This window comes from Actinomadura sp. K4S16 (assembly GCF_008327685.1).
Taxonomy (GTDB): Bacteria; Actinomycetota; Actinomycetes; order Streptosporangiales; family Streptosporangiaceae; genus Spirillospora.
Window position 1 is genome coordinate 116,181 of record NZ_BDDE01000029.1, and the last position, 14,145, is coordinate 130,325.

The 14,145-nt window shown below is 70.0% G+C and carries 11 protein-coding genes; 4 read left to right on the top strand and 7 right to left on the bottom strand.

Annotation, left to right across the window (positions count from 1 at the left end; genetic code table 11):
- Positions 1 to 20 precede the first annotated feature (20 nt).
- Together K4S16_RS40930 and K4S16_RS40935 are read right to left on the bottom strand one after the other, a co-directional pair.
- Positions 21 to 929: a serine/threonine-protein kinase gene (locus K4S16_RS40930; protein ID WP_200842411.1), complete on the bottom strand. Its 909-nt coding sequence runs from the start codon at positions 927 to 929 to the stop codon at positions 21 to 23.
- Between the two features lie 63 nt (positions 930 to 992).
- A complete protein-coding gene (locus tag K4S16_RS40935; RefSeq protein ID WP_149264489.1) occupies positions 993 to 1,931 on the bottom strand; it encodes an aldo/keto reductase in 939 nt (312 codons plus the stop codon).
- A gap of 125 nt (positions 1,932 to 2,056) precedes the next feature.
- Between K4S16_RS40935 and K4S16_RS40940 the strand changes: the two genes are divergently transcribed.
- Positions 2,057 to 2,842, top strand: a complete 786-nt coding sequence (locus K4S16_RS40940) for a hypothetical protein (protein WP_149264490.1) — start codon at positions 2,057 to 2,059, stop codon at positions 2,840 to 2,842.
- A gap of 269 nt (positions 2,843 to 3,111) precedes the next feature.
- Here K4S16_RS40940 and K4S16_RS40945 read toward each other — a convergent pair whose 3' ends face one another.
- The 3 genes from K4S16_RS40945 to K4S16_RS40960 form a co-directional block, all read right to left on the bottom strand.
- Positions 3,112 to 3,909, bottom strand: a complete 798-nt coding sequence (locus K4S16_RS40945) for a hypothetical protein (protein WP_149264491.1) — start codon at positions 3,907 to 3,909, stop codon at positions 3,112 to 3,114.
- A 2,128-nt stretch (positions 3,910 to 6,037) separates the two neighbouring features.
- On the bottom strand, positions 6,038 to 6,859 hold the full coding sequence (locus tag K4S16_RS40950) for a phosphotransferase (protein WP_160161213.1): 822 nt from the start codon (positions 6,857 to 6,859) through the stop codon (positions 6,038 to 6,040).
- A gap of 618 nt (positions 6,860 to 7,477) precedes the next feature.
- A complete protein-coding gene (locus tag K4S16_RS40960; protein ID WP_149264493.1) occupies positions 7,478 to 8,428 on the bottom strand; it encodes a hypothetical protein in 951 nt (316 codons plus the stop codon).
- Between the two features lie 445 nt (positions 8,429 to 8,873).
- Here K4S16_RS40960 and K4S16_RS40965 point away from each other — a divergent pair, with 445 nt between their 5' ends.
- The gene (locus K4S16_RS40965) at positions 8,874 to 9,086 is read left to right on the top strand and encodes a helix-turn-helix domain-containing protein (RefSeq protein ID WP_021594883.1); all 213 of its coding nucleotides are present in this window, start codon (positions 8,874 to 8,876) and stop codon (positions 9,084 to 9,086) included.
- Positions 9,087 to 9,168: 82 nt separating this feature from the next.
- Here the strand turns inward: K4S16_RS40965 and K4S16_RS46195 are convergent, their stop codons facing one another.
- Complete coding sequence (locus K4S16_RS46195) at positions 9,169 to 9,924, bottom strand: DUF2786 domain-containing protein (protein WP_235037396.1); 756 nt, start codon at positions 9,922 to 9,924, stop codon at positions 9,169 to 9,171.
- 1,048 nt (positions 9,925 to 10,972) lie between these two features.
- Between K4S16_RS46195 and K4S16_RS40975 the strand changes: the two genes are divergently transcribed.
- Complete coding sequence (locus K4S16_RS40975) at positions 10,973 to 11,242, top strand: hypothetical protein (protein ID WP_149264495.1); 270 nt, start codon at positions 10,973 to 10,975, stop codon at positions 11,240 to 11,242.
- A 76-nt stretch (positions 11,243 to 11,318) separates the two neighbouring features.
- Here K4S16_RS40975 and K4S16_RS40980 read toward each other — a convergent pair whose 3' ends face one another.
- Positions 11,319 to 12,413, bottom strand: coding sequence for a winged helix DNA-binding domain-containing protein (locus K4S16_RS40980; protein ID WP_149264496.1), 1,095 nt, complete (start codon positions 12,411 to 12,413; stop codon positions 11,319 to 11,321).
- A gap of 469 nt (positions 12,414 to 12,882) precedes the next feature.
- Here K4S16_RS40980 and K4S16_RS40985 point away from each other — a divergent pair, with 469 nt between their 5' ends.
- Entirely contained in the window at positions 12,883 to 13,335 is a 453-nt protein-coding gene (locus K4S16_RS40985) for a hypothetical protein (RefSeq protein WP_149264497.1), read from the top strand.
- Positions 13,336 to 14,145: the final 810 nt, after the last annotated feature.

The following is a 14,145-nucleotide window of genomic DNA, read 5'->3' on the forward strand; positions in this document are numbered from 1 at the left end:
GGACCGGCCACGGGGCTGGCCTACTGGCGCGGCTCACGCAAGGTCGGCTGCTCCGCCGTCATCTCGACCAGTGTCAGCTCCTGGACGTCGATCAACTGCTCGACGTCCATGGGAGGCCACTCCTCGCCGTAGTGCGCGTCCAGCAAGGTGCTCAGGGCGACGAGGATCTGCTCTGGAGTCGGACGTTCCCCAGGGTCCTTCGTCAGGCAGCGCGTGACGAGCCCCCGCATGGGAGCGGGCAGGAGGGTGAGATCCGGTTCGCCGTGGACGATCCGTCCGCGGACCTTGTGCCCACCGCCGAACGGCGGCGCGCCGGTCGCCGCGTAGACGAGCGTCGAGCCGAGGGAGAACACGTCGCTATCCGGATGGACGGGATCGCCTAGGGCCTGCTCCGGCGACATGTATGCGGGCGTCCCAAGGATCTCCGTACGCGACAGCGGCCGCGCGTCCAAGGGGCGAGCGATACCGAAGTCGATGACCCTCGGACCGTCCGAGGCGAGCAGGACGTTCGACGGCTTCAGGTCGCGGTGCACGATCCCCGCCTGATGGATCGCGATGAGCGCCTCCGCCAGCCCGGCCCCCAGCCGGCAGGCGGACTCCTCTTGCAGCGGCCCCTTCTCCCGGACGACCTTGGAGAGGCTCACCCCGCGGATGTACTGGGTCGCCAGCCACGGCCGGTCGGCGTCAGGATCGGCGTCGACGACGGGAGCCGTGTAGAAGCCGCTCACCGAGCGAGCCGAGGTGACCTCACGGCGGAAGCGCTCCCTCCACCTGGGGTCGTCCAGTAGTTCCTCCCGGATGACCTTCACCGCGACCAGGCGCCTGCTCGGCGACGCCCCGAGGAACACCTCGCCCATCCCGCCGGAACCGAGCCGGGCGACCACGCGGTACGGGCCGATCATCTGGGAGGGTTCTGGCTGCAGGGACACGGCTATCCGATCATGGTGGGGCGTGCTCAAATCGTGCCACGGCGCACGGGCTCGTCCGACCGCTCACGTCCAGGAGAGCGCACTCCGTTCGGCCCAGTAGCGCTCCGGCGGGAGGCTCAGCCCTGCCAGTTCCTCCAGGTCGCCCTCGCCAAGCCGCACATCCGTGGCCGCCAGGTTGGCCTGCAACTGGGCCGGGCTGACCGCGCCTATGAGGACGGTGTCAGCCCACGGCCTGCCGAGTGCCGCAGCCATGGCGACGGCGTCCGGCCCGACCTCGTGCTCAGCCGCGAGGTCCCGCACCTCCGCGGGCGCCCGTACGGCGAGCCGCCCGTTGGCCAGCACCTCCTTGAGCAGCACATGCAGACCGGCGCCATGGGCCTCGCGCAGTGCGTCCTCGGCAGAGGTCTCCAGGAGGTTCCACGTCGATTGGACCGTGCTGAACAACCTCTGACCGGACACCTCCAACTCCATCGCCCGCCTGATCGTGTCCGACTGCCTTGGCCCGGACGTCGAGAACCCGACGCGAACACCCTCAGCCGTCAGTTGCGCCAGGGCCGCCTGGAGGGGGACGTCCTGGAACAGTGGACTCTCTTCGGTGAGCGAGTGCACCTGGTACACGGACAGATGCCCGTCGAGCAGGCTGCGCGTCTCCTCATACTGCGCTTGGAAACGGTCGAGACTGTGTTCCTTGACCTCATGCACTTCCGCGTCGGTCTTCCAGTCACCGACGTAGGCGTAGCCCCACTTGCTCGATACGTGAACCCCCGCGGGGGCGCGTGCCTCCAGCCAGCCCCCAAGGAACTCCTCCGCCCTGCCGTAGGAGCGTGCGGCGTCCACCCACCGAATGCCTGCGGCGTAAGCGGCATCGAGGACGCTCCAGGTCGCCTCGCGCATGGCCTCCACGCTCCGCCCAGGCGGGAGCTCCCCGGCGCTGCCCACATTGATGTAGGCCGGCCGCCCCAGGGCGGCGAGCCCGATCCCGAGCCGACGTATCGCGTTCATGACCCCAGCCTCGCACGTGGAGCCCCGGCGGCCGTTATCCACAGAACCACGTTCTAGCCGTTGCGGCGGCACGCCTCCGCGAGGCTGATGCGCGTCCACGTCATCGCGACAAGAAGGGCCCGGCAATGCCTGCTCAGACGACTCGCGCCGATCACGGCGCCAACCAGCTCGCCGCGCTTCTCGGGCTCACCCGCTGGCAACTGCGCCTCGGCCTCGAGCACGGCCTGCTCCCGAAGCCCGACCTCGAGGAGGACCGGTGGTCCGCCGCCCTCGCCGAGGAGGTCCGCGGGCGGGGCGAGGAGATCGTCGCCAGGTTCGGCGCCGAGCCCCCGGTCGGTTCGGCACGGGCCGCGGCCCGACTGGCGGCGCGGGTCGGCCTCGACGTCGAGCGCGGCGACATCGAGGTCCTGGTCGCCCAGGGCGACCTCAACGTCGTCAGCGCCTTCCGCGGGCATCCCGTCTACCTGCTGCGCGACCTGGACCGGCTCGATCCCGGCACCGTGCGCCGGGTCGTCACCGCCAGGAAGGGCCCGCTGACCGACACCGTCGACGCCGGTGGCGCGGCGACCATCCTCGACTGGCCCCGCAAGATGTTCGACCGGATCGCGAGCGAACGCGGGCTGGCGGCGGACAGGCTCGGCCGTTACGCGCTCTCCGACGTCCAGGCTCTGCGGGAGGACGAGGACCTCGCCCGCCAGGTGGCCGAGGAGAAACGCCATCTGGCCCTCGCCCGGACGCGGCGCTCAGAGGCCCACGCCGAGGACGTCGTCCGCGCCTGGCTCCTCCGCTGCTCCGCCTTTGTGGACCGCGACGCCGAGCAGCCTCCGGATACCAGCGCTCTAGGACGGGCGTTGAGAAGCCTCACAACGATCAGGGCTGAGATGGCCCGACAAGAAAGCCCTGCCCTCTAAGCCCCGCCCACTCAGGCCTGACAGGTGTGGGAGGCGCCGTTCTGAGGTGTGCCCTCTGTGGAGGCGCGGCGGGTGCGGGGGGTGGGTCGGCACTGCCTGTCGCCGGTGAGCAGCCCCAGCTTCTCCGGCCGTGACTCGATCTTGTCTCGGTCAGAGGCGAGCGGCCGCCGGGCGGCCTTCGCGGGTGACCTCGGCCAGGGGAACGGCAGCGCCGTTCGGCACATCCGTCCCGCGCCGTCTACCTCTTGCCGTGTGCACGTGTGGGGGTGCTAACCGCGCCGGGAGATCGAGCGGCGCCGGGGAGGCGGCTTACGGGTGTCCTTCTGCTGGGCCAAGGTCTTCAGGAGGCGATCGCGGGCTTCGGTGCGGGACATCGCCGGGAGGTGGGAGGGGAGGGTGGATGCCACTGCGGGAGGGGCCTGGACCGCGCCTTCGTCGTCGACCGTTGCCTGGTCGCCCGTCCAGGGGCCGAGGAGGACCGCGAACACGGCGCCCGGGTGGCGCTTGAGGAGTGCTGCGATCCGGTCGGCCTCCTGGGCGCAGTCGGCGACCAGAAGGAGACGGCGCGCGTGCGTGACGCCGCTCCTTTCGCGGATGGCGAGTTCGGTCTCCAGATAGGCGAGTGCGGCGTCGAGGTTCCCCGGGATGAAGAGCCCGGCGGTGTCGTCGTCGAGGAGTTCGTCCTCGGACAGCCCGAAGAGGGTGATGGCGTCGGGTCGCGGGACGACGACGAGCGAGTCGTCGGCGTGCTCGTCGAGCGCCGTCAGCGCCAGCACCCGCGCGGTGGAGCCGGCGCCCGGGCCCGCAAGGCCCGTGGCCGCCGTGCCGAACGGGTCGAGCAGGGGGCGGTAGGTGACGCTCACCGCCTGCGGGTCCGGGATGTTGGGCGCAGGAAGGGGGGACACGCCGGGATTGGCGGCGGTGTAGATGCGGTGCCGGAACGGATAGCACATCGCCGCAGCGGCGGGGAGCAGGAGACCGAGAAGCAGGACCGGCTGCAGCGAGGAGGGCCGTGAATCGACCTCGTCGGCCTGCTCGCGGGCCGTCACCGGTGTTGGTGCCGGCACCGGCGACGGCGCTGGGGGAGGCACCGGTACCGGGGGATGTGCCGGAGGACGGCGCACCTTGGCGCTCTTGGGTGGGCGGGGAGGCGGGGGCACGCTTCTCGGGCCGCCGGTCGCGGCCGGGCGGGGCGCCGGCTTCTCGGGTGGGCGCGGCGGGGGTGCCCTGTGCTCCTTCTTGGGCTTCCTGCTGTCGTACCGGTCGAGCCAGTGAGGAAAATCCCGACCGTGTCCCGGACGTCCCCGGGGCTTGTCGGGCATCGACAGCCACGGCCCCATGCACTTGTGCGAGGCGAACCGATCGCCGATACCTATGGCGTGACGACAGATCGGCGGTCTGGGCCCGTGCGGCTCAGGGTCGGTTCGGGCGGCCGCTTCGGAGGGGGTCGCCGCGCCGATACTGATGGCGCCGGCCATGGCGGTGCACCCCAGGAACCCGCAGGTGCAGCGGAGCCATTCGCTGAAGGCGACGGCGAGTTTGGGATGTGCCAGGAAACGGTTCATCTTCGCCCCGGGGGATCGCGTCGGTCACCGTGTGAATGCCGATCGTAGCTACTTTGGCTACGGAGCGTTGCGCATTGCCCACAGTCGGCTCCGTCGATCCCGCGCCGCCGTCGCCGTGACGGCCACGACTGATATGGACGTCATATCCCGGCTCATCCCGAAATGTCGGTGTCTGCCTCTCGCCGGGACGGCCGGGCGGCCCGAGGGTCGAATTCCCGCGAATTTCTTAGGGATACGCGACGAGGGAAGCGTTGATGAAACATCCGCAGGCGACGACATTTGCATGATCAGCACATGATCGACCTCCGTGAGGAGTTCCTCGGCTGGCATGCCGGGGTGACGGCGCGGTCGCAAAACTGTCACTCGCTGTCACTGCGCCCCGACACGCAAAATCGCCCACGCGCCCCGTGCTCCTGACGCGAATCGGAACGCCCAATTCGACACGTCCCGGGCGAACATGGATTGAGCAAGTCATCCGATCACGTGGCCTGCCCTCGGTGGGCGGGGAGGTGCGAGCGGCCAGACCTGTATTGGGTGGCCGCGAAGGTCGTCGATACGGCCGAATCGGGTGAAGGCGGATATTTCTATCACACCTGCGTGCTCCCATTGAACCACCTCATGAGGAGGGTGCGGACTGTCGTTCTCCTGGTCGGAAACGGCCGGCCCTGATGGTGCGAATGGGGGGTGCGCTTGGGGCTGAAGGTGCGGGCGGTCGATGTCGATCGGCAGCAGAGAGTCGATTTCGGGGCGCTCGGCGACAGCGTAGAAAGCGGGAGGTATGCGACCTTGGCTCCCAATTGGTACAAGCGGCGGCTCTTCGGTCAGGAGCGCCGCCTCAACAGTCGAGGACGTAGATTCGAGTAAGCGGCCAAGGACTGATGTTCGCCCACGCGGGAAGCGGCCGGTCTCTCCGATAAAGGCGCTGGTCTTTGAGGAGGGGAGGAGCCTGCACCGCGGCGGGTGGTGCGGGGCGTGATGCGTGCCTTCGCAGCCGATGCAGTGAACACGATGTTTCTCGGTGTTCATCTCATAGAGCCGGACTAGAGCGACAAACCAGATCCGCGCCAAACTTGTGACGTGCCGAGTCCTGTTAGTCGAGGGCGAGGTAATGCGGACCAAGGCGCGAAGTGCTCAGGGACATGGTCGTAACGGCGGCGTGGACGGCGGCAGCCGTCCAACATGACATCGCCCGTTCCGTCCCCTCAACGCTGCCTCCCGCCCGTAGGGCCTCGGCCCCAAGCGACGGTGACACGGAGAGTGATGCCAGGCCGAACGTTGAGGTTCCGACAAGCGACAGCTCTGCCACATCCCGGTTCCGGCGGCCGTGCGCGAGGCCTGCGGGCGCGCCGTCCGCTCCGCCGCATCCCGGTTTCGGCGGCGGTGCGGGAGGCCTGTGAGCGCGCCGTGCGTGTTCTCGGTCGAGGGCCGGGCTGGGGCAGTCAGCGGCCGCAGGACGGGCAGGGGGTGCGGATGCGACGGCGCCGCCGCCTTGCCAGGCGCCCGGCGATCTCGGTGTTGGACAGGCCGGTGCCGAGCAGCTGGCGAAGATCTTTCCGGTCCTTGCGTCGCGCGGCGGCATCGGCAGGTTGTCGGTCGTTCGAGCAGCCCGCGCGGTTTTGTCTCGCCATCATCAGGGTCTGCTGGGGGCGTCTGGTCCGCTTAGGGCGCGCTCGATGGCAGGGGTCATCGTGTGGAACCAGCGCAGCTCGTTGGCCAGGAACTCCAGGGACCCGGCGGCGTCGGCCGCGGACAGCGGCCACGTGGCGATTTGCTCCACCCTGGTCAGGACGCTCCGTTGCAGGGCGGACACCAAGGCGGCTGGGCGATAGGGCAAGCCGTAGGCGTCCACGAACAAGCGCAGCCGGGCCGGCAGGTCGGGGATCGGGTCGAATCCGGCCTCGCGCAGGCGCCGGTCGGGTGCCAGCGGCACGAAGGCCCACGCGGCCGCGGCCAGTTCGTCCACGGGATCGACCGGTCCTGCGCTGTCGAAGTCGATGAACGCCGCGGGCAGACCGTTGCGGTAGACCGTGTTCCAGGGGCCGAGGTCGCCATGGGAGATGATCTGGCCAGGGCGGGGTGGGCAGGGATGAAAGCGGTAGGTGGTGCGACGCGGACGGAATCCGCGCGATGCCTCGTGCAGGTCGCGGATGAGCCGCCCGGCGCGGATGAGTGCCTGGTCGCTGCGAGCGTGCGCGGGTAGCCGGTGCCCGCGGCCCGGCTGCCAGGCGGGATCGACGGCCACCTCTCCGTCCAGATATGTCAGTACCTCGCGGTCTCCCTCGACGCCCAGCACGCGGGGAGCACCTGCAAAGCCCACGCCCTCCAAGTAACGGAGATACTCGTGGACTGCCTCTGACCAGGGACCCAGCGGGCGTAGCACCCGCTCGCCGCGACGCACGACACCCTGCGCCATCCGGCCGCCAACGAGCGGCTCGTCCTCGTCATCCCTCACGTCGCCAGCATCCCAGCCCTCCATGACACCGCCCAGGCAATGCCCGCGGCCGCTTCCCCACGAGCAGGCCGCACTCAAGGGCGTGCACCTCGCGGTCATGAGTTGGCCGCCAAAGGCACCGCTCGCAGACGCTGGATGCAGCGGTGGAAGGCCGCCCTCAACGCCTTCGAGATGACCTTCGAAGGCCGCCCGGCCGCCCACAACTGAACCCCACAAGATCGAATGACACCGTTAGCTGGACGGCCCCGGCCGGCGCCGTCCGCGACTAGCCCCCGCAAGATCGAGTTACATCAACTTGTTGGGTCAGTGGCGTTGATCGCGGTCTGCAGCCGAGATCAACAAGGCTGTGGCCGGGCCGGGTCGCTCTAGTTGCACCTGCCGCTCCTCGGGCTGGCTCATTAACGGCGCTAGTCCCGGTCACAGCAGCCAGCGAGAGTGGTTCAAGAGAGGTCTGCACCGCCTTGAGGTGGGTTGCCGTTGATTGGACGGGCCCGACAGGCCCGGTCGTTGAGTCGCTTCGTGGTCGGTGGGCGGTGCTGTTCGAGGGCAGGGGCTGGTCGGGTCTGGTGGTCGGGTCTGGTGGACGGGCCGGTTGACGGAGTTGCCGGGTGGGGGCGTTCAGGCGGCTGTGGGAAGGGCGGGGGCTTCTTGGGAGTCGTGCATGCCCATGGGGAGGGTGTCGCCCCAGAGCCAGTCGTTGACCGTGCCTTCGAAGTGGGTGGGCGGACCCACGGCGATGAGGCGGGAGGTCAGGGGGGAGAGGTGGACCTGGAAGGGCGAGGGCGCGGTCAGGCGGACGCGGCGGGTGGTGCCCCAGAAGTCGTTGAAGTCGGTCTGGGACAGGTCGAGGACGTCGGGGATCGTGCGGTCTCCGACGGCCGGGCCGGTGGCCAGCCATGACCAGTGGTCGGTCAGGAGGCGGCGGGCGGTGGTGCGCAGGACGTTGAGGGCGGCGAGGTCGTGCGGGCAGGCGACGTCGGTGATCTGGAGTTCGGGGAGGCCGAAGCGCCGCAGGCCGCGGGTGCGCAGCCGGACGCAGGCGCAGCCGTTGACGCCTTCGGGATCCCTGCCCGGGTCGGCGGCCGTGCAGCGGCCGTTGGCGCGGAACGGCGGCAGGACGTCGCCCAGCCATCGGTCGGCCAGCACGAAACGCGTCCGCTCCTGGGCGGACGGCGTCAGGACGTGGCCCGTGACCAGGTCGGCGAGGATCCCGCCGGTGGCCTCGGCGATGGCGTACGCGGCGGCTCGGGCCACCTGGACCGCCCTGGGCTGGTCGGTGATCGGGGCGAACGCGGTGACGACGGCGAACTGCTCGGCGTCGTTGAAGGCCCGCGCGAGTCGCCGGTCGTCCGGGCGGGACGGCTTGATGTGCCACGGGTCCCAGCGAAGGGCGGGGAGGGCCTCGCGGGCGACCTGGAGTTGGGGTGTGCCCAGACGCCCCGCGATGTGGGACTGGTAGGGGCCCTCCGCGCTCCTCAGAAGGGGTGCCGGGTCGCCGGGGATGCTCGTGGCGGCCACGGCGAACCTCGAGGTCGTGGTCGACGGGACCGGGAATGTGATCGTGGCCATGGGACTCCTCCTCGCCTGTCGGGACCCGGCCAGCATGCGCGACCGTCCCGGCGAGAAGCTGTAGAACGCGGTTCTGTGGATAACTCGGCATCGGTGGGTCCTGGAGCCCGGGGAAACGCCGGTGTGGTCGGGGCTTGGGGGCGCTCAGGCCAGGGGGACGCCAGCGAGAGGTGAAGCCACGGGGGCTTCAGGGACGCATGGTTCCGGTCTTGGGGCTCCTGGAGGGGGTGATCCGGTGGAACGACCGAGCGAGGACGGTATCGGACACGTCTGTCTAGTTCCGACACGCCGTTCACCACGGAAAAGACCAGCTTCGGCCGAATTCGTGGTGATTCGCGCGGCATCGACGGAGCAATCGGGGGGAATGTGTACGTTGGGGAGATCAACACTGCTGTGAGCTGCGGGGACGGGCCCCGCCGCCCAGCCTTGGAATCAGGAGGTCCCCGTGGCTCGAACACTGTCGAGGGGCACCCGTGTCACCGGTGCCGAACGCACCAGGCTCGCCGCCGAGCTCGCTCCGCGGTACGCCGCCGGCGAGAGCATCCGCGATCTGGCTGCCGAGACCGGCCGGTCGTACGGATTCATCTACAACGTCCTGAAGGAGGCGGGCGTGCCGCTCCGTGGCCGGGGCGGCAACACCCGGCGCAAGAAGGACTGACCCGCTCCCGAGCACAGCGAGACAAGGAAGAAGCGAGCACATGGCCGGACGTCCCCCTCGCCCCCCGGGGGGACCCCGCGCGCTACGGACCTCGGAAGGCTCCGGTGACCTCGGAGCGCCCGTCCAGGCTGGCGAGGTCGGCGGCCGCCCGTCCGGCGAGCCAGCCCTCATAGTTGGAGACCGATCCCGCCCGCCCCTTGGCGAGGTTCGGGAACATCGTGTCGACGGCCTGGTCGACGGCCTGGTCGCGCGCCGCCAGCACGGGAAGCAGATCCTTCCCGCCGGCGTCCGCGGCCGCCCTGTCCGCCGCTCCTCGCAGCCGCTCCCCGATGCGGACGGCGTAGGCGTTGAGGAACGCATGGCGGAACGAACGCGTCCGTGACCGTCCCCGCGCGTCGCGCCTGGGACCCGCGTGCACCATGGCGGACGTGGCCTGCACCAGCAGGGACGTGAACAAGATCTCCACCGCGGCCAGATCGGCCGGGAACCCGAGGACGGTGGAGAGCCCCAGCTCCCGGTGCCACACCGCACGGCAGTGGTTCGCCTCGGCCACCACCGTCAGCAGGATCGCCTTGGGCGCCTCGTAAGGACTGTCGATCGCGATACGCCGTCCGTCTGGACCGCTCAGGTCGCCTGTCTCCGCCGCGAGCAGCGCATGGTCGATGCTGTGCCGCGCCATCAACTCCTGGGCGCGCGCGCTGAGCGCCTCCGCCTCCTCGGGGAACTCGGTCGATTCGGCCTTGGCCAGAAGAGCCCGGACCCGACCGAGGATCCGCTGATCGACCTCTTCCAGCCTCCGGCGCCTCCGCTGACCGGATTCGCCGCCGGGCCTAGGCACCCCCCTATGGGCCTTCCCCGCATCGGACGCGCCCGTGGCAGTTCGGTCCGACCCGGCCCCTGGCCCTCCCGTACTGGACGACCCTGACTTGGACCTGCCTGCACCCGTCCTATAGCCCCTGGATGCTCTTCCGCCGGGCGGGCTCGTGTCCGAAGTGGTCGTGGGAGGCGGGGTGATGGGAGGAAGCTTTGGGAGGGTTTCCAAGAGGTGGATGACTTCTAGAGCGCACGTGACGTAATCCGCGCGTTCGAAGCCTTCGCGGTGGCACCAGTGGGTCGAATGGGAGCCGTCCGGCCACCACACGCCGGCTCCAAGGGCCGCCAGTTGCTCCTCCCACCGCTCGTCGACGGCACCGGTGGGGTAGGTGCGCCTCTCGTCGGCGATGGCGTCCGTGCAGAGCCGCGCGTGCCGGGCCGTGTGCCGACGTGTCGTGAAGCGCACCAGGTCGGCGGGCTGCCACCCGCGCCGCCAAGCGGTGGTGACGGCGTGCCGCAGCCGGTCGGTGAGGCAGCGGTCGGCGGCACTCGTCCAGCCCGGGCCGGCGGGGCCGCCGGTCAGTTCGGCCACGAGGCGCCGGAACGCGGCGCGGTCGCCGCGGGCGAGCGATCGCACCGCCTCTTCGGCGGCGAGGGTGGCCCAGGCTTCGGGTGTCGTGCCGCACCGCCAGGTCTTCCGCACCGCCACTCCCCGCCGTCCGACAGCACTCCGAAGGACGATCCTGCCATCCGGCGGCGAGGCTCGGCGTCTTCCGGCCGGAATGAGCAAAGGCTCCCGCGGGCCGGGCGGGGGCGCGGGGAGTGGGCGTCTCATTCCGAGTCACGTTCGGTTCGGCGCGGCCGACTGTACCGAACCGGGTTGGACGGCGGAAGGGTGGACCGTCGCCACATGCGGACATGACACTATGAGCGTGGACAACTTCGAATAGTGATCAATCCGATACCTTGGTTGATTGAAAGATCCATGAGATAGGCGCAAGCTGTCCCAGACGTCTGGAATGCCCCGCCCGTTCCTTCCGACAGACCGACCGACCGCCGACAGGACACGACTGATGTTCGAGATCTGGGAGACGAGTGAGCCCGCGCGGCTCATCAGTGACGCGGGGAGCCTGAAGGTGGCGCTCGAGAAGGTCGACACCATGTGCCGGCTCAGGCACGACCAGGCCGCAGCGCATGTGGGTGAGGCCGGCGAGGGCTACCACTTCGAGATAAGGGACCACGACGGCAAGGCTCTGGCGCGGCTGAGCTACGTCCCGGACACCTCTCGCGCGTACCAGAGCGTCGTGGTCGAGGAGATGCGCGGCCAGGACGGCGCCGGCTAGCCCGGGCCTCTCGACTCTCCGACAGCCCCCGGCCATCGCCCGGGGGCTGTCGTCTGCACGGCTCCAGGCGGTCTCGTCACTCCTCGACGGTGACGACGGTCTCCTTGGCGTCCGGTTCCATGAAGCGCAGCAACGCTTCCCCTTCGGTCCTCAGTCCGTCGACGGCCGCCTGGGGGAGGGCCTCGAACGGACGCATCCGGAGCGTGGCCACCTTGCGCTTGTACTCCGTCTCCCAGATGCCGCGCGCGAACCCGTCCCACAGGAACACGGCGCGGACGCGCAGATTCTTGGTCGTGAGCATGGGGCGATGGTCGTCGGCGATGACGCGCCTGCGGTCGGCGTGCGCGAGGACGAGGCTGTCGAACTCGGGCAGGAACCGCGCGGGGGCGGGGACGTCCTCGCCGGGGCGCGGCGCGTCCGGCAGGTCGAACAGCTCCCGGCCCTTGTCGTCGGTGAAGGTCAGCAGGTTCGGGCGAAGGCGCTCCAGGGCCTCGCCGGTCGTGGACAACCCCGACCACGTCTGCGCGTCGGCGGGGGACGCCGGTCCATAGGCCGCCAGGTAGCGGAGCATCAGTTCGTCGATCGCGTTCTCGGCGTCCGGCCCGGAGTCCAGCCAAGAGTCGGCCAGCACGAAGCGCGACGTGCGCGGGAAGCCCCACCTGTCCTCGGTGGGCATCATGACCAGGGGCACGCACAGGCGGACGGCATAGCCGAGAGCGCGTTCGTTCACGTCCGGGAACATTTGCTGCAACTCGGCGCGTATCTCGTTGAACGTGAGCGGCCCCGCCTCCAGGAGGGAGCGCGCGGCGGGGACGACCTTCTCCAGGGCGAGTCCCTTGGCGCGGTCGCCCAGCACCCGCAGGCCGCCGTCCAACATCGGTTGCATCGATGTACGGAACGCCGTGTAGTCCGCGCTCGTCACCAGATGCAGGGTGGCGCGCATCATCGTGGCGCGCACTAGCGACCGGCCTTGCAAGGCGGAGTGCAGATCGGACGCCTGGAACCCTTCGACTCGCGTCCACAGCCCCAGGAACGGAGGCTTGGGCTCCTGCGCCTGCATCCCGCACAGCCGTCCCACCGCCTCGGCGGCGGGGATCGGCTCCCGTGCGAGCAGCATCTGCCGCGCAAGCGTGGCCCGGTTGAGGGCCCGGGTGCTGAGGGTCTCTGTCATCCGTCCAGAATGCCGTTAATGGCGCTCCGCACGCAGCGCCGAACGAGGCATCCCTAGAGATAAGTGATCCGGACCCCTGCGATGGATCCGCAGCGGCGCGCCCGGGGCCGGATCGGACGCCCGGGCGGCAGGCTTCCGCGCGCTCGTGGCGGACATCACACACATCCGACCCTGGGCACATGGATCTTGCTCGGAAGCAGGAACCGTCTCCGTGTTCGAGGAGGCACGCACCGTGCTGGCCGTCCGTGGACCTTCTGGTGCGAGTGCGGGGCCGACCGTGCACATCTGTGCTGGTCAAGTCGCTGTGGACGCGCGGAAGGCGCGGCGTCGAGTGATCGGGAACGAGCGACGGAGGCGGGGGTTACGGGGGGAATTTTCTTGAAATGCACGTGCATCAGCCCTTGCACCTGCACGCCATCCCTAGCAGGATTGCCCCGGACCCCCGCACGTGAACTCCCCGGAGATCGCGATGACCGCACACTTGAGCGACAGTGACCGACAGGCGCTGCGGCTGGCCCAGGATCTCCGCGAGGAGATGCGGGCGGCCATACCGCAGCTGCCGGCTCCGCCCTCGGTATCCCCGTTCGTCGATCAGACCGGGATGCCGAGCGTCCTGCTGAAGATGGACGCCGACACCGCCCGCGCCCTCATGGCCCTGCTCGCCGAGCGCCGCAGCGCGGCCGCGGCGGAGCAGCGCCGGGCGGACGGCTCGCACGTTCCACCGCCCGTCCCGCCGCCCGCGGCCCAGGCCGTCCCGGCGGCGCAGGGCCCCATCGTGGCGGCCATGCCGTACGGGGAGCCCGTCTACGCGGACGCCTCCTACGCGGAGTCGCCCTTCGTCCCGCCCCAGGCGGGCCCCGCCGTGTTCACCGGCGGAACCGGCCCGACGCCGCTCGTGCCGTCGGTCTACCCGACGCACTGACGAGGACGTTCCACCCGCGCGGCAGACGGCCGTGCGGGTCTGCGGCCGCCCAGCGCGGCCCGATCCTGTGCGGCCCGTCGTACGCAGTCTGATCACGTGCGGTCCGATCGCCCGCGGCCCGGTTCCAGGCGGTCGATTCACGGGCGGTCTGAGCACACGCGGCCCGGTCCTGTGCCCTCTGATCACGTGCGGGTCCGAGCGTGTGCGGCGCCCTCCGTCCTGCGGTCACGTGTGCGTCGTGACGGGTCCGGGTTCGCGGTCGCTCATCTCCAGCGCCCCACGCGTCCCAGGCTGTTCGCGCGCCGGGGCGGGGAGCGGACGGCCGGGCCATGGGCGCCGAGGCCATCGGTTTAAAGATCCTTTTTGCCATGGGCGCGGTGCGGCCGACTGGCCCGGAGCCCCTATGGGAAAGGCGCTCCGGGCCAGTTCCGGCTTAAAAGATCTACCTTGTCAAAGGTAAAGAAATCCCCCGTTTGGCGACAGCACGGTAATGCCGTATATAGTCATCCCCAGGTCAGGGTCAAAGAACCGTTGACCCGGCCAATCGCATAACCGCCGCCTCCCGCCCGCCAGGCGGGATCCCTTCGCCGAACGCAGCCGTACCATGCAGCGGCCGCGCACCGTGCTGGGCCCGTGAGCCCCCGGTCGGCATCCTTCCCGCTTCACCGAAGCCCGTGTCACCCGCACGTCCGAACCCGGTCGTGCGCGGCTGAGCGCGAGCGCGGTCCGCCATGCCCGTGGACCGTTCCAAGCGGGTCCTTCTCGCGGCGGCGCCTCCCGAGTCTCGAGTCTCGGAGCCGTTCACCCCTG